This is a genomic window from Enterococcus sp. E4-223 (assembly GCF_035727065.1).
GTDB lineage: Bacteria > Bacillota > Bacilli > Lactobacillales > Enterococcaceae > Enterococcus_B > Enterococcus_B faecium.
The window spans coordinates 14,020-34,912 of the sequence record NZ_JAPMLH010000001.1; the positions used below are offsets into that span (position 1 = coordinate 14,020).

The 20,893-nt window shown below is 36.5% G+C and carries 20 protein-coding genes and 3 pseudogenes; 19 read left to right on the forward strand and 4 right to left on the reverse strand.

Going from position 1 to position 20,893, the window contains the following annotated elements; genetic code table 11:
- Positions 1-4: 4 nt before the first annotated feature.
- The 3 genes from srlE to OS139_RS00115 are packed head-to-tail and all read left to right on the forward strand — an operon-like array spanning position 5 to position 2,095.
- On the forward strand, positions 5-1,000 hold the full coding sequence (gene srlE, locus OS139_RS00105; protein ID WP_002331718.1) for a PTS glucitol/sorbitol transporter subunit IIB: 996 nt from the start codon (positions 5-7) through the stop codon (positions 998-1,000).
- A 17-nt stretch (positions 1,001-1,017) separates the two neighbouring features.
- Positions 1,018-1,416 carry a PTS glucitol/sorbitol transporter subunit IIA gene (locus tag OS139_RS00110; RefSeq protein ID WP_002296624.1) on the forward strand — a complete coding sequence of 133 codons (399 nt, stop codon included), beginning with the start codon at positions 1,018-1,020 and terminating at the stop codon, positions 1,414-1,416.
- On the forward strand, positions 1,400-2,095 hold the full coding sequence (locus tag OS139_RS00115) for a fructose-6-phosphate aldolase (RefSeq protein ID WP_016628000.1): 696 nt from the start codon (positions 1,400-1,402) through the stop codon (positions 2,093-2,095). The genes OS139_RS00110 and OS139_RS00115 overlap by 17 nt, the downstream gene beginning before the upstream one ends.
- A 547-nt stretch (positions 2,096-2,642) precedes the next feature.
- Here OS139_RS00115 and OS139_RS00120 read toward each other — a convergent pair.
- Positions 2,643-3,530, reverse strand: a complete 888-nt coding sequence (locus OS139_RS00120; protein WP_002331720.1) for a peptidyl-prolyl cis-trans isomerase — start codon at positions 3,528-3,530, stop codon at positions 2,643-2,645.
- Between the two features lie 184 nt (positions 3,531-3,714).
- Between OS139_RS00120 and OS139_RS00125 the strand changes: the two genes are divergently transcribed.
- The 5 genes and pseudogenes from OS139_RS00125 to OS139_RS00145 all read left to right on the forward strand — a co-directional run bounded on the left by OS139_RS00125 (position 3,715) and on the right by OS139_RS00145 (position 7,946).
- Entirely contained in the window at positions 3,715-4,554 is an 840-nt protein-coding gene (locus OS139_RS00125) for a CPBP family intramembrane glutamic endopeptidase (protein ID WP_002296628.1), read from the forward strand.
- A 195-nt stretch (positions 4,555-4,749) separates the two neighbouring features.
- Positions 4,750-5,463, forward strand: a pseudogene (gene sgrA, locus OS139_RS00130) (LPXTG-anchored fibrinogen/nidogen-binding adhesin SgrA); the annotation flags it as partial.
- Between the two features lie 132 nt (positions 5,464-5,595).
- A pseudogene (gene sgrA / locus OS139_RS00135) lies at positions 5,596-6,129 on the forward strand (LPXTG-anchored fibrinogen/nidogen-binding adhesin SgrA); the annotation flags it as partial.
- 509 nt (positions 6,130-6,638) lie between these two features.
- A pseudogene (locus OS139_RS00140) lies at positions 6,639-6,863 on the forward strand (helix-turn-helix domain-containing protein); the annotation flags it as partial.
- Between the two features lie 54 nt (positions 6,864-6,917).
- Complete coding sequence (locus tag OS139_RS00145) at positions 6,918-7,946, forward strand: hypothetical protein (RefSeq protein ID WP_061605280.1); 1,029 nt, start codon at positions 6,918-6,920, stop codon at positions 7,944-7,946.
- Between the two features lie 25 nt (positions 7,947-7,971).
- On the opposite strand, the gene OS139_RS00150 is transcribed toward OS139_RS00145, so the two are convergent.
- Positions 7,972-8,412 (reverse strand): Spx/MgsR family RNA polymerase-binding regulatory protein, encoded by a 441-nt coding sequence (locus OS139_RS00150; RefSeq protein ID WP_002331724.1) that lies wholly within the window; start codon positions 8,410-8,412, stop codon positions 7,972-7,974.
- A gap of 159 nt (positions 8,413-8,571) precedes the next feature.
- Here OS139_RS00150 and OS139_RS00155 point away from each other — a divergent pair, with 159 nt between their 5' ends.
- The 3 genes from OS139_RS00155 to OS139_RS00165 all read left to right on the forward strand — a co-directional run bounded on the left by OS139_RS00155 (position 8,572) and on the right by OS139_RS00165 (position 12,165).
- Positions 8,572-9,078 (forward strand): cysteine hydrolase family protein, encoded by a 507-nt coding sequence (locus OS139_RS00155; RefSeq protein WP_002331725.1) that lies wholly within the window; start codon positions 8,572-8,574, stop codon positions 9,076-9,078.
- A 167-nt stretch (positions 9,079-9,245) separates the two neighbouring features.
- Complete coding sequence (locus OS139_RS00160; RefSeq protein ID WP_016627996.1) at positions 9,246-11,159, forward strand: alpha/beta fold hydrolase; 1,914 nt, start codon at positions 9,246-9,248, stop codon at positions 11,157-11,159.
- Between the two features lie 4 nt (positions 11,160-11,163).
- On the forward strand, positions 11,164-12,165 hold the full coding sequence (locus tag OS139_RS00165; RefSeq protein ID WP_002331727.1) for an alpha/beta hydrolase: 1,002 nt from the start codon (positions 11,164-11,166) through the stop codon (positions 12,163-12,165).
- Positions 12,166-12,366: 201 nt separating this feature from the next.
- Here OS139_RS00165 and OS139_RS00170 read toward each other — a convergent pair whose 3' ends face one another.
- Together OS139_RS00170 and OS139_RS00175 are read right to left on the reverse strand one after the other, a co-directional pair.
- Positions 12,367-12,573 carry a DUF3955 domain-containing protein gene (locus tag OS139_RS00170; RefSeq protein WP_002296638.1) on the reverse strand — a complete coding sequence of 69 codons (207 nt, stop codon included), beginning with the start codon at positions 12,571-12,573 and terminating at the stop codon, positions 12,367-12,369.
- A gap of 645 nt (positions 12,574-13,218) precedes the next feature.
- The gene (locus tag OS139_RS00175; protein WP_002296639.1) at positions 13,219-14,067 is read right to left on the reverse strand and encodes a MurR/RpiR family transcriptional regulator; all 849 of its coding nucleotides are present in this window, start codon (positions 14,065-14,067) and stop codon (positions 13,219-13,221) included.
- A 165-nt stretch (positions 14,068-14,232) separates the two neighbouring features.
- Between OS139_RS00175 and gnd the strand changes: the two genes are divergently transcribed.
- The 8 genes from gnd to OS139_RS00215 all read left to right on the forward strand — a co-directional run bounded on the left by gnd (position 14,233) and on the right by OS139_RS00215 (position 20,883).
- Positions 14,233-15,135 carry a phosphogluconate dehydrogenase (NAD(+)-dependent, decarboxylating) gene (gene gnd / locus OS139_RS00180; RefSeq protein ID WP_002331728.1) on the forward strand — a complete coding sequence of 301 codons (903 nt, stop codon included), beginning with the start codon at positions 14,233-14,235 and terminating at the stop codon, positions 15,133-15,135.
- Position 15,136: 1 nt separating this feature from the next.
- Positions 15,137-16,138 carry a D-isomer specific 2-hydroxyacid dehydrogenase family protein gene (locus tag OS139_RS00185; RefSeq protein WP_002331729.1) on the forward strand — a complete coding sequence of 334 codons (1,002 nt, stop codon included), beginning with the start codon at positions 15,137-15,139 and terminating at the stop codon, positions 16,136-16,138.
- Positions 16,139-16,146: 8 nt separating this feature from the next.
- Positions 16,147-17,250, forward strand: coding sequence for an iron-containing alcohol dehydrogenase family protein (locus tag OS139_RS00190; RefSeq protein WP_025481625.1), 1,104 nt, complete (start codon positions 16,147-16,149; stop codon positions 17,248-17,250).
- Positions 17,251-17,263: 13 nt separating this feature from the next.
- Positions 17,264-18,097, forward strand: coding sequence for a PTS mannose/fructose/sorbose/N-acetylgalactosamine transporter subunit IIC (locus tag OS139_RS00195; protein WP_002296646.1), 834 nt, complete (start codon positions 17,264-17,266; stop codon positions 18,095-18,097).
- Between the two features lie 17 nt (positions 18,098-18,114).
- The gene (locus tag OS139_RS00200; protein ID WP_002296647.1) at positions 18,115-18,972 is read left to right on the forward strand and encodes a PTS system mannose/fructose/sorbose family transporter subunit IID; all 858 of its coding nucleotides are present in this window, start codon (positions 18,115-18,117) and stop codon (positions 18,970-18,972) included.
- 21 nt (positions 18,973-18,993) lie between these two features.
- A complete protein-coding gene (locus tag OS139_RS00205; protein ID WP_002296648.1) occupies positions 18,994-19,503 on the forward strand; it encodes a PTS system mannose/fructose/N-acetylgalactosamine-transporter subunit IIB in 510 nt (169 codons plus the stop codon).
- Positions 19,504-20,052: 549 nt separating this feature from the next.
- Positions 20,053-20,406: a hypothetical protein gene (locus OS139_RS00210; RefSeq protein WP_025479120.1), complete on the forward strand. Its 354-nt coding sequence runs from the start codon at positions 20,053-20,055 to the stop codon at positions 20,404-20,406.
- Positions 20,407-20,439: 33 nt separating this feature from the next.
- Positions 20,440-20,883 carry a PTS sugar transporter subunit IIA gene (locus OS139_RS00215; protein ID WP_002296653.1) on the forward strand — a complete coding sequence of 148 codons (444 nt, stop codon included), beginning with the start codon at positions 20,440-20,442 and terminating at the stop codon, positions 20,881-20,883.
- Positions 20,884-20,893: the final 10 nt, after the last annotated feature.

Sequence of the window (20,893 nt, forward strand, 5' to 3'; positions counted from 1 at the left end):
TTAAATGTATAGTGATATCAAGATCGTAAAAGGAAACGGCGGGTATGGAGGTCCTTTGATTATTAGGCCGACAAAAGATAAACACAAGTTCATCTATGTCACAGGTGGAGGTGAGAGGCCAATGATCGTAGATAAAATAGAAGAACTGACAGGTATGGAGTCTATCAATGGATTCAAAACATCAATACCTGATAGTGAAATCGCGCTTGCAATCGTTGACTGTGGAGGGACTCTTAGATGTGGAATTTATCCTAAAAAAGGGATACCAACCATCAATATCGTTCCCACAGGAAAAAGTGGCCCATTAGCACAATATATCACTGAAGATATTTATGTTTCAGCAGTAGGGTTAGAACAAATACAGCCACTAATGGAAACTGATGATAACAAAGAAACAGTAAATACTGCATCTCCAGATAAAAAGTACAAATATGATACTTCTAAAAAGATAACCGAGCAAAAAGCAGAGCAGCAAAACTGGATAGCAAAAATTGGAATGGGCGCGGGAAAAGTAGTTGCTACATTCAATCAATCAGCAAGAGAAGCAGTAGATACGATGATCCGGACAGTGATCCCTTTTATGGCTTTCGTTTCCCTTTTAATTGGTGTGATACAAGGTTCTGGGATCGGTAATGTATTTGCTAACATTATGGCACCTTTAGCAGGAAATGCAGTTGGATTAACAATCATTGGATTTATTTGTTCACTGCCATTTTTATCTCCTTTGCTTGGTCCAGGGGCAGTTATTAGCCAAGTGATTGGAACATTGATCGGTGTAGAGATTGGGAAAGGAAATATTCCTCCCCAATTAGCATTACCGGCACTATTTGCTATCAATACTCAAAATGCATGTGATTTTATTCCAGTCGGTCTAGGTTTGGAAGAAGCAAAAGCTGAGACAGTAGAAGTAGGTGTACCATCAGTTCTTTATTCAAGATTTCTTAACGGCATCCCACGAGTTATCATTGCTTGGGTAGCAAGTTTTGGATTATATAGCTGAGTTTAGGAGGAACAGAGATGACGATCTTTGAAACGGTTGTAACAGATGTTGGTATAGAAGCAGAAGTATTCAGGAAAGAAAAAATAATGATTTTATTTGGAGATGAAGCACCGGAAACATTAACAGATTATTGTTATAAGATTGAATTGAATCAGGTAAGAAAAGAAATAACTTGTGATATGAAGCTCTGTTTTGATAAACAAATGTATGTAATCACAGCAGTAGGAGATGTTGTCCAAACTAATTTGAATGAATTAGGACATATCACGATAAAATTTGATGGATCTCATGAGCCGGAACTTCCAGGAACAATGTATGTAGAAGATAAGGAAATGCCGCATTTAAGAAAGGGGACAATCATTAAAATCGATCAAGAGGATCAGAATGGGGGAAAGCTATATGGAAATCATGCTTGATACAGCAAATACAAAAAGTATTTATTCTTGTCAACAGTTTTTGAATTTAACAGGCGTAACAACAAATCCTACTATTCTGAAAAAAGAAGGAGCGTCAAACTTCTTCTCGCATATGAAAGAAATCAAAAAAATAATCGGACAGATTCCTATCCATATTCAGACAATAGGAAGAACGGAAGAAGAAATGATAGAGGATTCTCGAGTTATCATAGAAGAACTGGGAAAAGATACGTTTATCAAGGTGCCGGTGAATCAAGCAGGCCTTCAAGCGATCAAAAAGTTGAAAAAAGAAGGTTATTTGATTACCGGTACAGCTATTTACACAGAATTACAAGGGTATTTAGCTATTAATAATGGAGCAGATTATATTGCACCTTATTATAACAGGATGCAAAATCAAGGCATTGATGCTATGAAAGTGATTGATTCGTTGCGGACTGAGATCGAACGTACGCAAAGTCCAACAAAAATATTAGCAGCTAGTTTCAAAAATTGTGAACAAGTCACTACAGCCATTCGATCTGGAGCTCATGCGATAACGTTAGGTAAAGAGCTACTAGATCAAGTATTAGAGATGCCCTCGATTGATAAAGCAGTGAGGGGCTTCCAAGAAGATTGGGTGCAAACTTTCCAAGCAGAAACGATTGGTGAACTAAAAAAGGTCGCTGATTACTTCTGAATCAATTTCTCCATAAAATAAACGATAGCCTTCTCGAAAACTCGAGAAGGCTATCTGACGATTCAATATTCATTAATTTAAAGTTTCAATGACTATTACTAACTATTACTTATTTCTCATTTAAACGATGTATTCCCTAACCTCTAATACATCCTTGTAACTCTGAAGTTACGCCAGTTTTGAATAAATTTCATAAAAACAAATGAAAAGTGTCGCATAAAAATATCTTTCGTGTTTCTCTAGTATAACAGAATAAGAAGAACAAGTCCAGAAGGGATATTTTTAGTCTTTTTTAAATAACTTTTCAGTCGAGTTTGAGTTTATGATAGTTGTTTTTGAAGCGATACGGCAAGTGAAAAAACTTAATGGCGCATTGATTCATGTGATAGAAATAAAAAACTTTTTTAAATTTATATCCTCATGATTGTAACAAATAAAAAAAGACCCCAATGAAGTTGTGGCAAAAGTGGTTTGCCTCAAAAATAAGAAGGAATTTCCAAAAATCACTTCTCAAATTTTGCCACATCCCCAATTGGGTCAAACTTGTTTATTTGAATATATTTTTTACATAAGGATCTTTAATAGTTACATTGTCTTTTTTCATCACTTTACGGATTGTTTTGTCCATGAATTCCGTATCAAGAGTTTTTGTTTCCGTGGCGATTTTTTCTAGCTCTGATTTGTATTTATCTTTATTGGAACCTTTATCCTGTTTTTTTACCATTTTTACTAGATAATAGCTTTGCTGATAAGTCGTTGGATCTGTTACAGGAATGATATCAGAAACTTCCCCGTTTTTTAGTTTAAATGCTGCTTTTTTTACTTCAGTAGGAATTTCTGGATTGGTTGAATCAAAATTCATTTTTCCATCAGTTTCCTTTAATGTTCTATTTTTTCCATAAGCTTGAACAAGCTTGGAGAAATTTTCCCCTTCATTTGCTTCTTTTTTTGCTTTATCTGCTTCTTCTTTAGTCGAAAATAGAATGATCTGTGTACTAACTTCTGGATAGAATTCTTTCCAAGCAGTGTCTAGCTCTTTATCTGTTAATTTTACATTGGCTTTCAAACCGTACTGGAAAGCCAGCATCTGTTTCAAAAGTTTCTTATATGTCTCTTCCGTTTGGCCAATTGCTTTTAATTGTTCCTTGTAGTTTGGACCGAGTTTTTTGATTTGTTCATTATATTCTTTTGTAACTTCCTTTGAAGAAATCTCTTTTCCGTATACATCATCAAATGCTTTGAAGACGATCATTTTTTTTAATAGTGTTTGATTGTTTGATTTAACTTTTGGGTTATCATAAAAATCCTGAACTGTAAGTGTTCCACCTTTAAACGTTGCAATTGTTTCATTGGACTTGCGACAACCTGAGAATAGCAAAATAGCAAATGCTGAAAGGCACATAATCAGTAGTTGTTTTTTCAAAAAATTTCCCATCCTTTCCATATTAAAGACAGTCTAACAGAAGAACCAGGCAGACAGTCTTTCATTTTCGTAAGGTTGCTGTAGATATTCTTAGTTCGTAAAAATCTATTCTCTCTATGATGGAGAACATTTACATAGTTTTTACGAGACAAGAAAGAAAAGGGTTGTTAAACTTAATATAAAGGAGGGATGAAAGATGATCAGGATTATTCGGTTGATTGGATCTGTTTTAATAGTCTTAGTTGGTTTTGTTTTAGGAATTCTTGTCAATAATGCACTTGCGGATATGTTTATTGGAAATAGTGAATGGATTGGAGCAATTGCCGGTACGGTCGGACATTTAGCTGTTTTTTTACTAGCTTTATTTCTTGCTAGTAAGGTCGAAGGAAAAAGAATAGAAGATTATGGTGTTTCTGTTCGAGGAAAAGACTGGGGGTATTTAGCGGGAGGTCTCGTTGTTGGAATTGGAGTGTTTCTGCTTATTACTAGTCCATTATATTTGACGGGGGCGTATCGGTTAGATTCAGGAAACGCAAACATTGTGCCGCTGATAACGAGTTTTATTTTATTTATTGCAGTGGGGGCATCAGAAGAGCTTTTATTCCGTGGCTTTTTTCAGCATCAGATGCTTAGATTTGGTCCGTTAATAGCAATGATTGGATCTGCTGCATTATTTGCTCTTTTGCACGGATTGAATCCTAACATGACATTTCTGGCAGTTTTCAATATCTTTTTAGCAGGTTGCTTTTTCAGCGCACTTATCTACAGTACAGGAAGTTTATTTACGGCTATTGGTGCTCATATTACTTGGAATTGGACACAAGGAGCTATTTTGGGTATACCAGTCAGCGGGACGCAAGAACAAGGTTTTTTCTCCACTCTGATCCAATCGCAAAATACAATAATTACTGGGGGAAACTTTGGGGCTGAAGCATCTATATCGACTACATTATTCTTGTTAGTCTTGATTGTTGGTTTGTTACTCTATGCATATAAAACAAAGCGGATGAAGAAATACACTGCTGTTTATCAATAAAAGATGAAGAAAGCAAGGCTGATATCGGTCTTGCTTTTTTAAGTCTGTCATTGATTAAACGAAAAAGTAAACAAATTCAAGCGAATACACGACATCTTTTGTTAGATTTTCACAACTGACTGTCGTGTTCTCATCATTTTCATTTTATATAATTCCTTTATCAAATAGAAGGTAATTATATGGAGAGTGATAGAAATGAAGAAAACAGCGACCGTATTATTTGTTATTCTTGGGCTGAGTATAATTGCAGCAATGATTGGAATCAGTACTTCTGCAAATGAACGAGCAAATGAGAATCTTTCATTTACTGTGAAAACTGATCGGATTGTTTATGACATGACACAACAAGTCATTACTATTCCAGTCAAACCAAACAAAAACGTGAATGCTAGTGATGTACATGCTGTTCTAACATATGGTTGGGATGGTAATGGAAGTTCAGAAAAGGTTATTGGGGAAGTTTATTTAAAAGACGTACAATGGACCGCTGGTATTGAGTATGCAATAATGATTTCTGCAGAACTATCGATTGATGAGATCAAGAGTAAAGATAAAGTTGATTTGATTGTTTTTTATGATGGACAGATGACGATTACGGAGAATTTGAAACCAAGCAGTTGGACAGTTGTTGGACCGCCAAGCAGTACGGATAGCACAAGTAGTGAAAGCAGTACAGAAAACACGAGCGGTGAAAGCAGCACAGAAAGTACGAGCAGTGAAAGTAGCACAGAAAACACGAGCAGTGAGAGTAGCACAGGAAGCACGAGCAGCGAAAGCAGTACAGATAGCACAAGTAGTGAAAGCAGCACAGAAAGTACGAGCAGTGAAAGTAGCACAGAAAACACGAGTAGTGAGAGTAGCACAGGAAGCACGAGCAGCGAAAGCAGTACGGATAGCACAAGCAGTGAAAGTAGCACAGGAAGCACGAGCAGCGAAAGCAGTACGGAGAGCACAAGTAGTGAAAGCAGTACAGAAAGTACGAGCAGTGAAAGTAGCACAGAAAACACGAGCAGCGAAAGCAGTACGGATAGCACAAGCAGTGAAAGCAGCACAGAAAGTACGAGCAGTGAAAGTAGCACAGAAAACACGAGTAGTGAGAGTAGCACAGGAAGCACGAGCAGCGAAAGCAGTACAGATAGCACAAGTAGTGAAAGCAGTACAGAAAACACGAGCAGTGAGAGCAGTACGGAGAGTACGAGTAGTGAAAGTAGCACAGGAAGCACGAGCAGCGAAAGCAGTACGGATAGAACAAGTAGTGAAAGCAGTACGGATAGCACAAGTAGTGAAAGCAGCACAGGAAAAGTAAATAATGAACTTGATTTGGTACCTATCATACCAACTAAGGAACAAAAGAGAAATGCAGGGAGCAACCTAAAAAGTGTGCTAAAACAGCCTGATTTTGTTTCTCGTGGAATTGTTCATCAAGAAAAAGCGAAAGAAACAGATAATAGAAAAAGCGATTTACCAGAAACTGGTAGTAGAACCTTGAACAAGCTAATTACATGGATGGGTGTGTTACTCATTTTGATTGTAGGAGCAAGCTATTTTCGTTCTCTCTTCCATCGAGTGAAATAAAGAATAAAAGCAACAGATCTAAAATTGAATAAAAAACGATAGATTTTTGAGTGAATATTTCATTCGAGAGTGCTGTATTGCCTGGCGAAGTTGTAGCTTTGCCAGGTCTATTTTTGTTTACTAACATATTTGAGAAACAGGAAATAACAGGAACACAAATGGAAAATAAGAGCAAGAATAATTGACAATGCACACTGCGCATGGTAGTATCTCTGAAAAATCAGTAACGAATCTATTTGTACGTTATTCATGTAGCTGTCGGAATAAGTCTAAATAATAGATAAAAAGGAGTATGTACTTTGTTTGAAGAATTTATTGATATCAATGAAAGGCAAGTATATCAATTTTTGAACTATTGTTATGAAAGAGACGAGAAATTATATGTGGTGAAGGATATCGCTTTAGATCTAAACTACACCCTGGCTAAGATGAATTCGGTGATTCAACAAGCAGAATCGTTTTGCGAAAGGTATCCAGAATATAAATTATCTTTTCTTTCAGAAAACAAGATGATAAAAGTCGAGTTTTCTTCTCAGTTTTTACTGAGTAAAGTTTATTCTATACTGTTAGAGGGAACGATTGGTTATATTTTACTGGATTCACTTTACAAAGGTACTTATCAATCCTTAGAAAATCTTAGTCAAAAAAATTATATAAGTTTGCGTACGATTCAAAGAAAATTAAGAGAACTTAATACTATTTTGAAAAACTATCATTTATCTTGCAGCTTGAAAAAAGGTAATCCGATAGAAGGAGAAGAATACCGTATCCGATACTTTTTTCACTTGATGTATTGGCAGTCATTCGACGAAAATCATTCTGATATATTATCAAGTATAAAAAATAAACGTCAACTATTAGAAAAATTTGCGAAACATGCGCCATATACGCGTAGTATAGATAGAAAGAAATGGATCAGCCTACTAAGAATTTCGTTGCAACGAATGAAACAAGGCCACCCGATTACGTATGTCCCAGAAGAGATGAACAAATTTGTGCATCCATTGATAACAAAAGAAGAGTTTACGCATTACATACTAGAGCCTTTTTTTGAAGCAAACTTCTGGTCGATGAACCACATCACTCCAACAGAGCAAGCTTACCTTTATTTTATGTTTGGTGTAATGAATACCTATTTGGAAGAAGACTTGTTGGATGCTCCAGATAAAGTACAAGAAAGTTGGGGCTGGATTGAATCGTCTATTGTAGAAAATTTTGAAAAAAACTTCAAGATTTGTTTTATAACTTCAGAAAAAAATTATCTATATGTCAATTTGGCAATGATCCATTTGTATTCAAGGGTTTTTGGGACAAAAAAGAAGGTGGATGCTTTCGGAAAATCAGCAGAAGACAGAGATTTTCAGCATATATTTCCAGTGATGTATCCAATCATGCAACAGTTTTTTAGTGGGGTAGCTCGCAGAATTCCAGAGCTTAATACTTATTATGAAAAGAACAGTCGGTTGATTTTTCAATACTGTATGCTAGTCAGGGACACTTTTATAAAACACGAACAACCTGTCATATTCTATATTCAATCGAAGTACGGTAAAACTCAGGAATTATGGGCAAAGAAAAGGATATTATCTATGACTGAACGCCCAATAAAATATAGTGCATCCGCTGATCAGTTACCTGATATTGTCATTAGCGATTATCCTATCGACAAAAAGGCATATGATCAAACGAATACACAGATATTTTACTGGAATGGACAACCTACAAAAAATGATTGGGCGCGTCTGAAAGCTGAAATCATAAAAATCAGGAATGAGAAAAATAGATCCATATTGGAAAAATTGGATTTCGTTAATTAAGAACGGCAGATTGTTTATGCCAAAATTAAGACATTGCAAAAAGATTATTTTCTTTAAAATCGACAAGATGACCAGAAAGTAAGAGTTCATTGAGCTCTTGCTTTCTTTTAGTTTTAGGAAGGAACATCCTGATTTTATCTTCGCTAAATCCAGTCAAAAGTTTTGCAGGCTGGTCGTAGATAATCGGTTTTTTCAATAAAGAAGGGGATGTACGAATCTCAAGGTATAGTTCACTCAAACTGAGCTCGTCTATTCTGTGAACAAGATTTTTATAACTAATAGAATGAGTAGAGAGCATTTCGGTCACGCCGTTGTTTGTCAATTTTAGTAAGTGGATAAATTCATTTTTGGTTAGTGGTTGACGAATTAAGTTCTGTTCGACAAACGGTATATCATGGACGATAAGCCAACGTTTTGCGCGTCTTGAAGACGAGCAGCCAGAACCTGTATACAATTTAATCATCATACATTCCTCCAATAGCTAAGTATTTATGAAATAATAACATGAAGAAATAGTCGAAAAGTGCCATTTAGAGGTGTAAAATAAGAAAATGTTGTCACGTATAATGGAACTAGCTAGATAAGAAATACTATTAAATCAAGAAAAAAGAAAGAAGGCACAAGTATGTCAAACACAGCCGACGCAATAGTAGTGATCGATTTACAAAAAGGGGTATGTTTTGATTCTTCGTCGATACACGAATTAGAAACAGTGACAGCATTAGTGAATGAAAGAATCAAAACATACGAAACGATTGGAAAGCCAGTTATTTTCGTTCAACACGAAGATGATCAATTAGTACCAGAAACAAAACCATGGGAGCTATTGTCGGAATTATCTATTCCTGAACACAGTTATTTTGTGAGAAAAACCCATGCGAATTCATTTTATAAGACTAATCTGAGTATGTTATTAACTGAATTGGACTGTCATTCGATCGAATTATGTGGGGCACAAGCAGAGTATTGTATAGATACGACTGTGAAGTTTGCTCATGGATTAGGATACCAGCTTATGATGTGTAGAGGAGCAACGACAACTTATGATAATCCTTTTATGAAAGCAAAGGAAACAATCGCTTTTTACGAGAAAATTTGGGATAAACGATTTCTGACATTTTTGGAGCAATAAGTTGTTTCTTCGTTTAAAAAAAGCAGAATGGATACTGGTTTATCCATTCTGCTTTATTACGTAAAATGAGAAAATAATCCTGTTCTATTTTTATGGGATAAACCATTTATTTTTTGTATAAAAAATGTTTGCGTTTACATATAATTCTCCTAGAAACATAAAAAGGAGTGAATAGCTTGAGAACAAAACAAGTATTAAAGGGAGCGTTGGTCATCTTATTTGCTGTAAGTACAAGCGTCCCGCAATGGACAGTATATGGAGAGAGCATTTCTTCCGAATCGGAATCTCGGGAGGTAGAAACCACAGAAACTACTGATGCTGGAAATGAAACGAAATCGAGTACTTCACAAACAGAAACAAATACTGAAACAACGGCTGAGACATCTGTTACTAGCACAGATCAAGAAACGACCGCTACCACAGATAACCAACAAACAGAAGAAGCAACAGCTACAAAAATGTCAAACGACGAATCCTCTTCTGCTAAAGTAAGTGACAAAGAGAATGGGACAGAAAATGATGATATCGGTAAAGGTGAAAATTTCAATGGTAAAGAATATTTGAATTACTTCGGTAAACAGATGACAGAAATACTTAATGGACCAACAGAAGACATCAAGTCAAAATTAATAGAGTTATTAGTCACTGAGCTTGCTGTTAATGATTATGGTGTAGATAAAGAGATTATCAAACATCTGATTGCTACTTATCTATTGTACGATATCGCTTTTGCAAAAAACAGTGTGTTGATGTCGATGCTTGGAGGTACAGATGATGAGACAACGCCTACAGAAAACACAGGCTTCTATCCAAATACAAAACAACTTCATCAAACTGTACTAAACAAACAAGATGGCAAAATGATGGATGTATATGCATATTATGTCGATCAAGGTTCAGATAAAACAGTCATGATCCATGGCGGATTTCGAGGGAATTGGAATAACGGGATCGTTACAGAAGAATACAATGATTTTTATAAGGCCGGGTATAATTTATTATTTGTTGATTCCAGAGCGACTGGTAATAGCGGAGGCGATTATGTGACCTATGGACAATATGAGTCAGATGACGTCCTTTACTGGATAAATCAAGAAGTTCGAGAGCGGCCATCTCAAAAGATTTTACTTTATGGTGGTTCGATGGGAGCAGCTACGATGATGTATGTATTAGCGAAAGATATTCCTGTCAATGTCAAAGGAATTATTGAAAATTGCGGATTTGCATCAATTGATGAACAACTACGTTTTACGTACAGCCAGACAGTAGTCCCCGCACTACCGGATGCCATAAAAAATCAGTTAGACATCATTGGGGATCAAGAGCATGAAGATTTATTTATGGGCCTTTTGAAACAATACTATTTTGATCAGGAGATGCATTTGGATACAAAAGCTGCTCTACCTACGATTGGAATGTCAGATTCATTGCCTAAATTGATTATCCATGGAACAGCAGATGATGTAGTACCTGTGTCTAACGCGCAAAAATTATATGAGTTATCAGGAGGGTATAAAGATCTTTTATTAGTAGAAGGAGCAGGGCATGGAAAGGCACAGGAAGTTGACCATGCTGCCTACACGAAACATGTAACGGACTTTTTGAAAGTAGTGTTCCATGATCAGATAAACGTAAAGTATGTGGATGAAAAAAATAAAAGTCTACTCAAAGACCAGGACGAAATCCAGCTTTACGGAGCTTATGGAGAGAATTATATGACAGAGCAAAAGACATTCGAAGGATACGAATTAGTAAATGTTGAAGGACCGACTGAAGGGGTTTTTAATGAGACGATACCAACTATTATTTACCATTACAAAAAAATCCCAGTAGCTCCACCAAAAAAGCAAGATCCGACAGAGAATGCAGACAATAAGGGAAAGAATGAACCTCGAGAGGATCAATCAAGTGATGATACGCAACCGATTCAGATGACAGTGAAAGTACAAAAAAAGACAGATGCAAAAAAAAGAATGTTGCCGAAAACTGGAGAAAAGAAACATTCGCTTCTCATTTATTCAGGTGGATTTTTATCTGTTAGCACGATTATCACATGGATTTGGCGAAGAAAGAGAGGGTAAATGAATGAAATGGTTCAAGCGAATAGTGATTGCAGTACCAGTTATCATCGTAGTTATTTTAGTCACTGTATTTTTGATTAATCAAATCACACCAAAGCCGATTAGCTTGCTTGTTAGAAAACAATTTGACACAAGTGAAAAAGAACAAGTATATGCCCGACCAGATGATTTCCAGCAAAAAATCGAACAAATCGATATAAAAAAAGAAATATCCTATCCTTCAAAATACAAAAATAATAATATGGATATCTACGCACCGAAAGTGGAAAAGAAAAAATTACCGATTCTTTTCTGGATGCATGGAGGCGCATATGTAGGAGGGGATAAAAATGATTGTCGTGATTATTTGGAATATCTATGTTCAGACACGCAGCAAATCATCGTAAATATAGATTATGAACGATCACCGGAAGCAAAACATCCTACACCAGTTATCCAATTGAACGAAGCCATTCAAGCAGCTAAAAAAGAGATAAAAGATCAAGCAGATTGGTCGAATATTTCGATTGGTGGAGATTCGGCAGGTGCACAAATTAGTGGAGAATATTTATTAGCACTTCAAAATGAAGAAATTAAAAAAGCTGATCATCTTGATCCGACTTTGGAGAACAAGCAGATTACGAAGTTTATTTCTTTGTCTGGTCTGTTGGATCCTTCTGCATTTACTCAAGTAAGTGATAAAATCTCTAGCTTTCTTTATGAAAAATGTGGATGGGCTTACTTTGATAATAAGGACTTTGAACAATCAGAGAAGGTCAAAAGTTTAGCCTTGGTCAGACATGCGGATCGTTGGACGCAAAACACATTCTTAACGGATGGAAATACAAATACGTTTACGAAACAAATGGAAGAAGTAACTTATGTATTTGAGAAAGCGGAGGTGAAAGTCACAAAAGTAGATTATGCGGAGAAAAATGCTGTTTTGAACCATGAATATCAGTTTGATTTCAGCAATAAACAAGCGCAAGAAACATATCAAAAGTTAGTAATGTTTTTCAAGGAGTAAAGTCTTATGATGCAAAAGAGGTTGTAATCTGTCACTTAGCTCCAAGTCACAAGGAGCAATTTCAATAAACAAGCTTTTCATGGTTTATGAATATTGTAACTTGTGACTGAGGAGTTAGAGATGGCAAGGGGCACCTTTTATTCGAAATTTGGGAATATCACACGATTATTGTCACGATCTCTTTTACGTAAATTTTATAAGTCAGATTTGTTGTTTTGATCGTTTAAAAAAAGCAACAAATCCGAAGCCTGCGGAGGCAAGAAGGGACAAAAAGCCGAGTGGTAAGCAAAAGAATGCTGGTTCCACTAATATTCCGTTGTTATTAATATAAGGCTGGGAACAAAGATGAATAGCAAATAAAATCAATGCACTAGCGAAAAAAAGCAGAGAAATATGGATAGCTTTCATAAGCAGCACCTCCTTTTTTATAATTGTATGATAAATAGATTAAGAATCTATAAATGTGACAAGTTTGTTAGGATGTGAATAAAATGATCATCCAGCGAACTTGAAACAAAGATGGCTAACGATAAGTAATTGATGATTCAGCAATCAGATAGTTACAAAGTTTACCATCATACGTCTAGACCAATAATAGAAAATATGGGAATATAATAGAAAAGATTTAGGATACCCCCAAAAGAATTTCCCCAAAAATTCGATGTATCCTAAACTTTTTTATTTTACATCACAATCATATCAACTGTGAAATAAAATTACAAATGATAACCTAAAATGAGGCCAAAAGCCAGTGTTATCAAGGAAATACTTAATTTACCAAAATTTTTTTTAATTTTTTAGAAAATAAGAAACAAAAATAATAAAAAAAAGAAAAGATAAATTTTTTACTACTGTATACTAACTTTGTTATCGCATCTAACAAGTAACTCGAATAATACCAATACAACCTTCTCCAAAGATGCGATGACATACGTTCTAACCCACCGACTATTGATGTTCTGTACCACCCTTGCAGAACCAAAAAAGCCACTACCAAATACTTGGTAGTGGCTTTTTTTGTTTTATGGATTTTTCGCTTTTTCTGTTATGGTGCTATTCTTTGATTTCAGAAATAGTATGTCGAACTTTAGCGATAGAACGACGTGATTCTTTTTCGTTGTAAAACATCAAAATCACATATAGAGAGTCCAAAATGCTTAGTTGAGAAATACGGGAAGCTAAAGCTTCAGATCGGAATTCTGTTTCTTCAGAAATAGAAATAAAAACGACATCGCCAAGTTTAGCAAGGGAAGAATTAGCTTGGCTAGTAATAACGATTGTTTTTGCTCCAGTTTTTCTTACGGTTTCAGCAATATGGATTGTTTCTTTTGATTGCCCTGTGTGAGAAATCAAAACAGCACAGTCTTTTTCCGTCAATAAAGAAGCTTCCATCAATTGAATATGGTAATCCGTGCTGTGAGAAGTTGCGATAGGGGAACGCAAAAATTTATGATAAGCGTCAGTTGCTACAATCTCTGAACCGCCAACACCGAAAAAATAGACACGTTTAGATTCATTGATAATAGTAGCCGCTTTTTTTAGATCCTTTTGTTGTAACAACTTTTTTGTGTCATTTAAAGTTGAAATACTGGACTCGAACACCTTTTGCGCCATAGTGAGCTCAGTATCTGTTTTCTGAATATTTTCGTGGATAGAAATAGCAGATAGATCATTTTCTTGGATCAACATCGCCATTTTGAAATCTTTAAATCCATTATAACCAAGTTTTTTTGTAAATTGAAAAAAAGTAGAGTCAGCAATGCCCAGTTCACTTGCTAAATTGCTAATCGGACTATGACTTACTTTGCTTGGATTTTCTAAAATATAATCGGCGATAGCCTGTTCTTTTGGGCTGAAGTCGTTGTACATTGTTTTGATTTGTAGTCTTATGGAGACGCTCATGAGAATTCCTCCTTTTCATAATAAGATTATCATTTTTTCCGTTATCATTAATGTTAAAGATACAAGGAGAGTAGGAAAAAATCAAACAAAAAATATTTTTGTAAAATCTATTTACAAAAAAATATTTTTTTGTATAATGAGGGTATAAGAAATGGAGGCGCTATCATGGAAATTGGTGTAATTGGTTTGGGAAAAATGGGATTGAATTTAGCTTTAAACTTAAAAGAGCACCATCACAAAGTACAAGGACTCGACATTTCAAGTACAGCTGTTAGTCAGGCAAGAGAAAATGACATTCCTGCTTATCAAGAGATCTCTGAATTTCTAGCTACTTTTGAGCAGAAAAAAATCATCTGGTTAATGCTTCCTGCTGGAGAGATAACCGAAAACATGTTAAGAAAACTTTTTCCAAAACTCGGACCAGGAGACATTGTTATTGAAGGCGGAAACTCTTATTATAAAGATTCAATCCGTCGAGCAGAAGAGTTTCAGAAAAATGAAATCGGTTACTTGGATTGTGGGACTTCTGGGGGAATCGAAGGAGCACGACATCAAGCCTGCTTAATGATTGGAGGAGATAAAGAAACTTTTCTATCCGTGGAACAATTATTCAAAGATGTAGCAATTGAAAGAGGATATCTGTATGCTGGTGCATCCGGAAGCGGACACTTCTTGAAAATGATCCATAATGGAATCGAATATGGAATGATGCAAGCAATCGGTGAAGGATTCCAACTTGTACAAAAAAGTGAGTATGCTTTTGACTTGGAGCAAGTCGCACGTGTTTGGAATCATGGTTCGGTGATTCGCGGCTGGCTGATGGAAATCATGGAAGATCAGTTAAACGAACATCCCAATTTAAGTAATTATCGGGGGATCGTTTCTGCATCAGGTGAAGCAAAATGGACGGTTGAAACAGCGCTAGAAATGGCTGTTCCAGTTCCAGTAATTGCAACTAGTTTGTTCATGAGGAATCTTTCACAGGAAGAAGATAGTTTTTCAGCAAAAGTAGTTTCAGCACTAAGAAATGGGTTTGGCGGACATGAAATAGTTGAAAAGGGTGAGTAAAATGCCAGATTATCATATAGCAATCGTTAATTCCAGCAGTTTCGGAAGAGTTTTTCCACACCACTTGGAAAGATTAAAGTCAGTTGGAGACGTTCATTTCTTTACTGTTGATCAAGAGATTCCAGGAAAAGAACTAGCGGAGTTACTTAAAGGATTCAATATCATTATTGCAAGTGTTACGCCATTTTTTCGACGAGATTTTTTTGAAAACAAAGATGAACTGCTATTGATTTCCCGACATGGTATTGGTTACAACAATATTGATTTAAAAGCAGCAAAAGAACACCAGACAATCGTATCTATCATACCTGCTTTAGTTGAACGAAATGCTGTAGCAGAAAATAATATAACTAATTTGTTGTCCATGCTTCGACGCACGACACAAGCACAAGCAAGAGTCAAGGACGATAGATGGGAAGATCGGGCGGAGTTCGTCGGTAGGACGCTGTTTAACAAAACAGTTGGTGTGATTGGTGCAGGAAATACCGGAAGCGGAGTAATCGAAATTTTGCGTAACGGTTTTCGCTGTGATGTTCTAGCTTATGATCCTTACAAATCAGATTTATACATCGAAAGCTTTGGTGCAAAAAAAGTAGAACTTCAAGAATTACTGGAACATTCAGATATCATTTGTTTATGTGCGAATTTGACAGAAGAGAACTATCACATGATTTCTGCTAAAGAAGTCGATCAGATGAAAGAAAATGTTTATCTATCTAATAGTGCAAGAGGCGCTCTAGTTGATGAAGAAGCGATGATTAATGGTCTGAAAAGCGGAAAGATCGCAGGATATGCCACAGATGTTTTAGAAGAAGAACCGGGACGTCAAGATCATCCGTATTTAGCGTTTGAACAAGTAGTGATTACGCCACATATATCGGCCTACACAAGGGAATGTTTAGAAGCAATGGGTGAAAAATGTGTCAGAGATGTCGAACAGATCAGTCAGCACCTTCTTCCTGAACGTTCTGTCCAGACAAAGAGCAACTATATAAAAGGATGATGAAGAAAATGGTGAACGGTTTAAAAGTGAAAACAGGCCCTCAATTTTATTTATATGAAGAAGGTGGTATTTCAAAAGTTTCTGATCTCTTGAAATCATACGGCGCGAAAAGAGTACTGGTCACCCACGGAACGGTATCATGGGAAAAGGCGCTACCTAAATTAGTATTTTTGAATGACGAAACGATTCAATTTTTTTATCATCGTTATTCTGGAGAATGTAGTTATGCTGAAGCCAGACGAATAGCTACAATCATCAAAAAAAATGAAATCGATTTCGTAGTTGGCGTTGGCGGAGGAAAACTGACCGATCTAGTGGGTTATAGTGCCAATCTTGCAAGAATCGATTTCGGCGTCATCCCTACTTTAGCTAGTAATTGTGCTCCATGGACACCTCTTGCTGTCATGTATAAGGAGAATGGACAAGCAGAAGGGAAAACAGAACACTTTTACAGACAAGCTGCTTTTTTTATAACAGATCCCCAATTAGTGATTGATTCCCCTGTTCCATATTTCATTGCCGGGTTAGCAGATACACTAGCAAAATGGTATGAATCTGAGCTCATCTTAGAACAAGATTTTTTGCAAGATGAATCATTTTTGAAGCTAGCACAAGATACTGCGAAGATCTGCAAAGAAGAGATTTTGAATCATTCTGCTAAAGCAATCCAAGATATGGCACAAAGAAAACTGACATCGGAGTTCAAACAGCTTTCAGAGGTTATCTTTGCTGTTGCTGGTTTAGTTGGAGGATTAGGAGATAAATACGCAAGAAATGCGGCAGCACATGCTATGCATGACGCTATCAGTAAATATATTCCGGAAAGCCATCGTTTTCTACATGGAGAAAAAGTAGCGTATGGGATTTTCTATCAACTGGCACTAGAAGGTCGCTGGGAAAAAATAGACGAGTTATATCCTTTGTATCGGGAATTAGAACTGCCGGTTTCTCTAGAACAAATGGGATTATTTCCGAAAGATAAACAGATAATAGATAAAATGGCTGAATTTATTGATTCGAAAGAGAAAGTGCATTTGATTCCTATAGAGGTAACACAGAAATCACTGATACAGTCAATGATGGAACTGGAAGGTTATATCAGAAAGATCTGAAGGAGGAGGACACATGGAAACATTAAGTGTAGTACAAAGTTTGTTGATTGCTTTATGGGTAGCCGCGGTTATGTCCCGCTGGTTAGGTGGAGGAGCCACGTTGACCTTACGTTTTTCTCCTTTGATGACTGGATTAGTCGTCGGGTTGATCATGGGGGAAGTTGCACAAGCGATGATTGTTACAGCCGCTTTGCAAATGATTTATATGGGGGTTTTTTCTCCAGGAGGATCAATGCCAGCTGAACCATCTATTGCAGCAGCTATCGCAGTACCAGTCGCATTATTAGGGGATCTGTCGCCAGAAGCAGCGATTGCCGTTGCGGTGCCAGTCGGATTGCTCGGAAGTTACTTGTATCAGTTTCGTTTTTTCATCAATACTTTTTTAGGTAAATATACAGACAAAGCTGTAGAAGATTTGAATACAAAAGCTATGGCCCGATCAATTATTCTTTATCCAACGGTTGCCTCATTTTTATTATTCGTTCCGCTTGTTTTCATTGCTTTATATTTAGGGGCGCCATTGATCGCTGATGTAATCAAAGCTTTAGAGGGAACAGTCGTTATCCACATTCTTGAAGTAGTAGGTGGAGGGTTAGCGGCAATCGGTATCGCGACAACTGTATACGTTATCGGTCGAAAAGATTATCTGGTCTTTTTCTTCCTTGCTTATTTTATGAGTGTTGTTTTGAAATCTTTAGATATTACGATGGTTACTTATGCCATTTTTGGGATTATTATCGCTTTGATCTTTGTCCAGTCGCAAAAAGGGAAACAAGTACAGCCTGCCACAAGCAATAACAATTCAGCATCTTTTGATGACGAAGATGACTATGATGACGGATTTTAATTTAGGAGGAATGGGAAATGGCTGAAATAATGGATAATCAAACAGGTGCTCCTGAAGAAATCACGAAAAAAGATGTAACAAAAGCCTATCTGAGATGGCATTTTGCAAACGAAATTCCTCACTCTTTTGAACGTTACTTGGCGCCATCACTACTATACGGCATGATGCCAATCTTGAAAAAACTTTATAAAGATGAAGACTCTTTAAAAGCAGCATATAAACGGCAGTTACTGTTCTTCAACACTCAATTAAGCTGGGGTGGCGGTGTGATTACTGGCCTAATGTCTTCTATGGAACAGCAAAGAGCAGAAGAAGAGTATGAAGAAAAAGAGATCTTGATGCAGGATGACTTGATGTATAACACGAAAGCGGGATTGATGGGGGCACTAGCAGGAATCGGAGATGCAATCGATTCAGGAACCGTCCAATATATTTTTATCGCAATCGCGGTACCTTGGGCACAACAGGGAAGTCCTTTAGGCGCACTTTTTCCTTTTATCTGCTTTGGGTTGTATCAGGTTTTACTAGGGGTATTTTTCGCAAGACAAGCTTTCACTATGGGCCGTAATGCTACAGGCCTAATGCAAAACACTGGTGTTCAGACAGCGATTGAAATGCTATCAGTTTTAGGGTTGTTTATGATGGGGGTGCTTGCGGGAAACTATGTAAAAGTAGAATCTTCATTGAAATTTGCGATATCCGGACGTGAGTTTGTTATCCAGGAAATTCTTGATCAAATCGTGCCAGGGATATTACCTTTAGCTGTCGTAATGGGTGTGTACTTGTTCTATACGAAAAAAGGATTGAAAGTCACACAAGCATTATTATGGCTGACTGGAATATTAATTGTGCTAGCAGGAATCGGTATTTTATAAAAAGAAGGGAACGTGAATAAGATGGGTGTAGTCAATTTAGCGCGTGTGGATGAGCGTTTGATCCATGGGCAAGTAATGGTAACGTTATCTCAAAAAAGTGGAGTGAATTCCATTTTTGTTGTAGACGAAGTTGTAGCAAAAGATAAATTTATGAGAGATCTTTACAAAAATGCAGGAAGCCGTACAGGACAAAAAACAATTGTCATTACACCAGAGAAAGCTAAATTCTATTGGGATGAATATCAATTTAAAGAATACAATTGTATTTTGATCGCAAAAACAGTCCAAACGATTTACGACTTAGTAAAACACGGAATCCCCATGGAAGAATTGAATATTGGAGGGATTGCTCAAAAAAATCCTGATACAGATCTTTTAGTGACGAAATCTGTTTATTTAAATAAATCAGATGCTGAAAAATTGAAAGAAATGAATGAACAATATGGCGTAAAGAATATTTATTTCCAAGCCACTCCATCTGCACCTAAAACAGGATTAAAAGATGTATTGAACAAGTTTGATTTGTCATAAACAAATGCTTAGAAAAAAGATAAAGAGGGCGAAAAAATGAAGAAGAACGAGATGTTTCGTGATTGGGAATTTCGTTATCGCTATATTTACCGTAAGCGCCGTACAAAAAAGAGTAAACAGCGTTTTCTTTCAGCATTAGTATCAGATATTTACAGTATGAGAACAGATGTGACAGTCATTGCTTACGATACGCTAGCCTACCGATCAAAAAATATTTATGTTGGAGATATCGAAAAAGCAGAGAAAGTTATCTGTACTTATTACGATACACCCGTTCATGCATTAGGAAGTTATTTCATGTTTGATTGGAAAGACCAAAGGAAAAAAACAATCTACTCTATATTATTGTCCTTCATTTTGTTGTTCAGTTTAGGTTGGTGGGGAATGATGATATATAACAAAAATCCTCATCACGTATTCGATCTGCTATCCGTACAAACAGGTATCACTGTACTAGCATTTGGGAGCTACTTTGTCTTATTGGGAAAAGCAGCTCGCGGATGGCCTAGCAGACAAACTTTTATTCGAAATACTTCATCCATATTAACGATGCTAGAAATGATCCGTACGATTGATGATCCGAGTGTAGCGTATGCGTTTGTTGATGAAGGCTGTTATGGAGAAAAGGGCTTAGACAGCGTGAGATCGGGTATGAAAAAAGAGGCTATTCTTTTTTATCTAGACTCTGTTGGGGCAGATACACCGCTACAGTTTTCGGGAAAATATTTTTCAAATAAAGAACAGTGGCTGAAACAAGTTGATAAGTTGAAAGAAAAAAACGTCAATTATATTTTTAGTGCAAGAAAAAAGCAAGCGCAGTTCTTCTATTTGACCAAAACAGATTTACGAGGGAAAACATTTAATTGGCAAAATGCCAATCAGATTATTGCTCTTTTTCGATAAGTAAAAAGTGCAAAACAAGGAGTGAGAAGACTAATGTTGGAAATCATGATCGTTACACATGGTAAGTTGAGCGAAGGACTGAAAGATGCGGCGGAAGTAATTGTCGGGACATCGAGCCATATTGAAACAATGTGCTTAGAGTCTGGGGAGGACATCCAAACATTCGGAGAGAAGGTCAAAGAAAAATTAACTATGATCAACACAGCAGAACCCATGCTAGTATTTGTTGATCTAATTAGCGCAAGTCCGTACAATCAAGCGCTCTTGGCAGTCAATGAACTGACTGAAGAAAAGAAAGCAGCCACTTATGTCATAGGGGGCGTGAATCTGCCAATGTTGTTAGAAGCAATCAATCATCAGATGCTTCACACACCGATAGAAGAAGCGGTGGAACAAATTGTCAAACAAGGAAAAGATAATTTAACTGTTTGGCATGCTTCAGCGGAAGAAAAAAAATTAGATGAGGACGATTTTTAGAAGGAAGGCT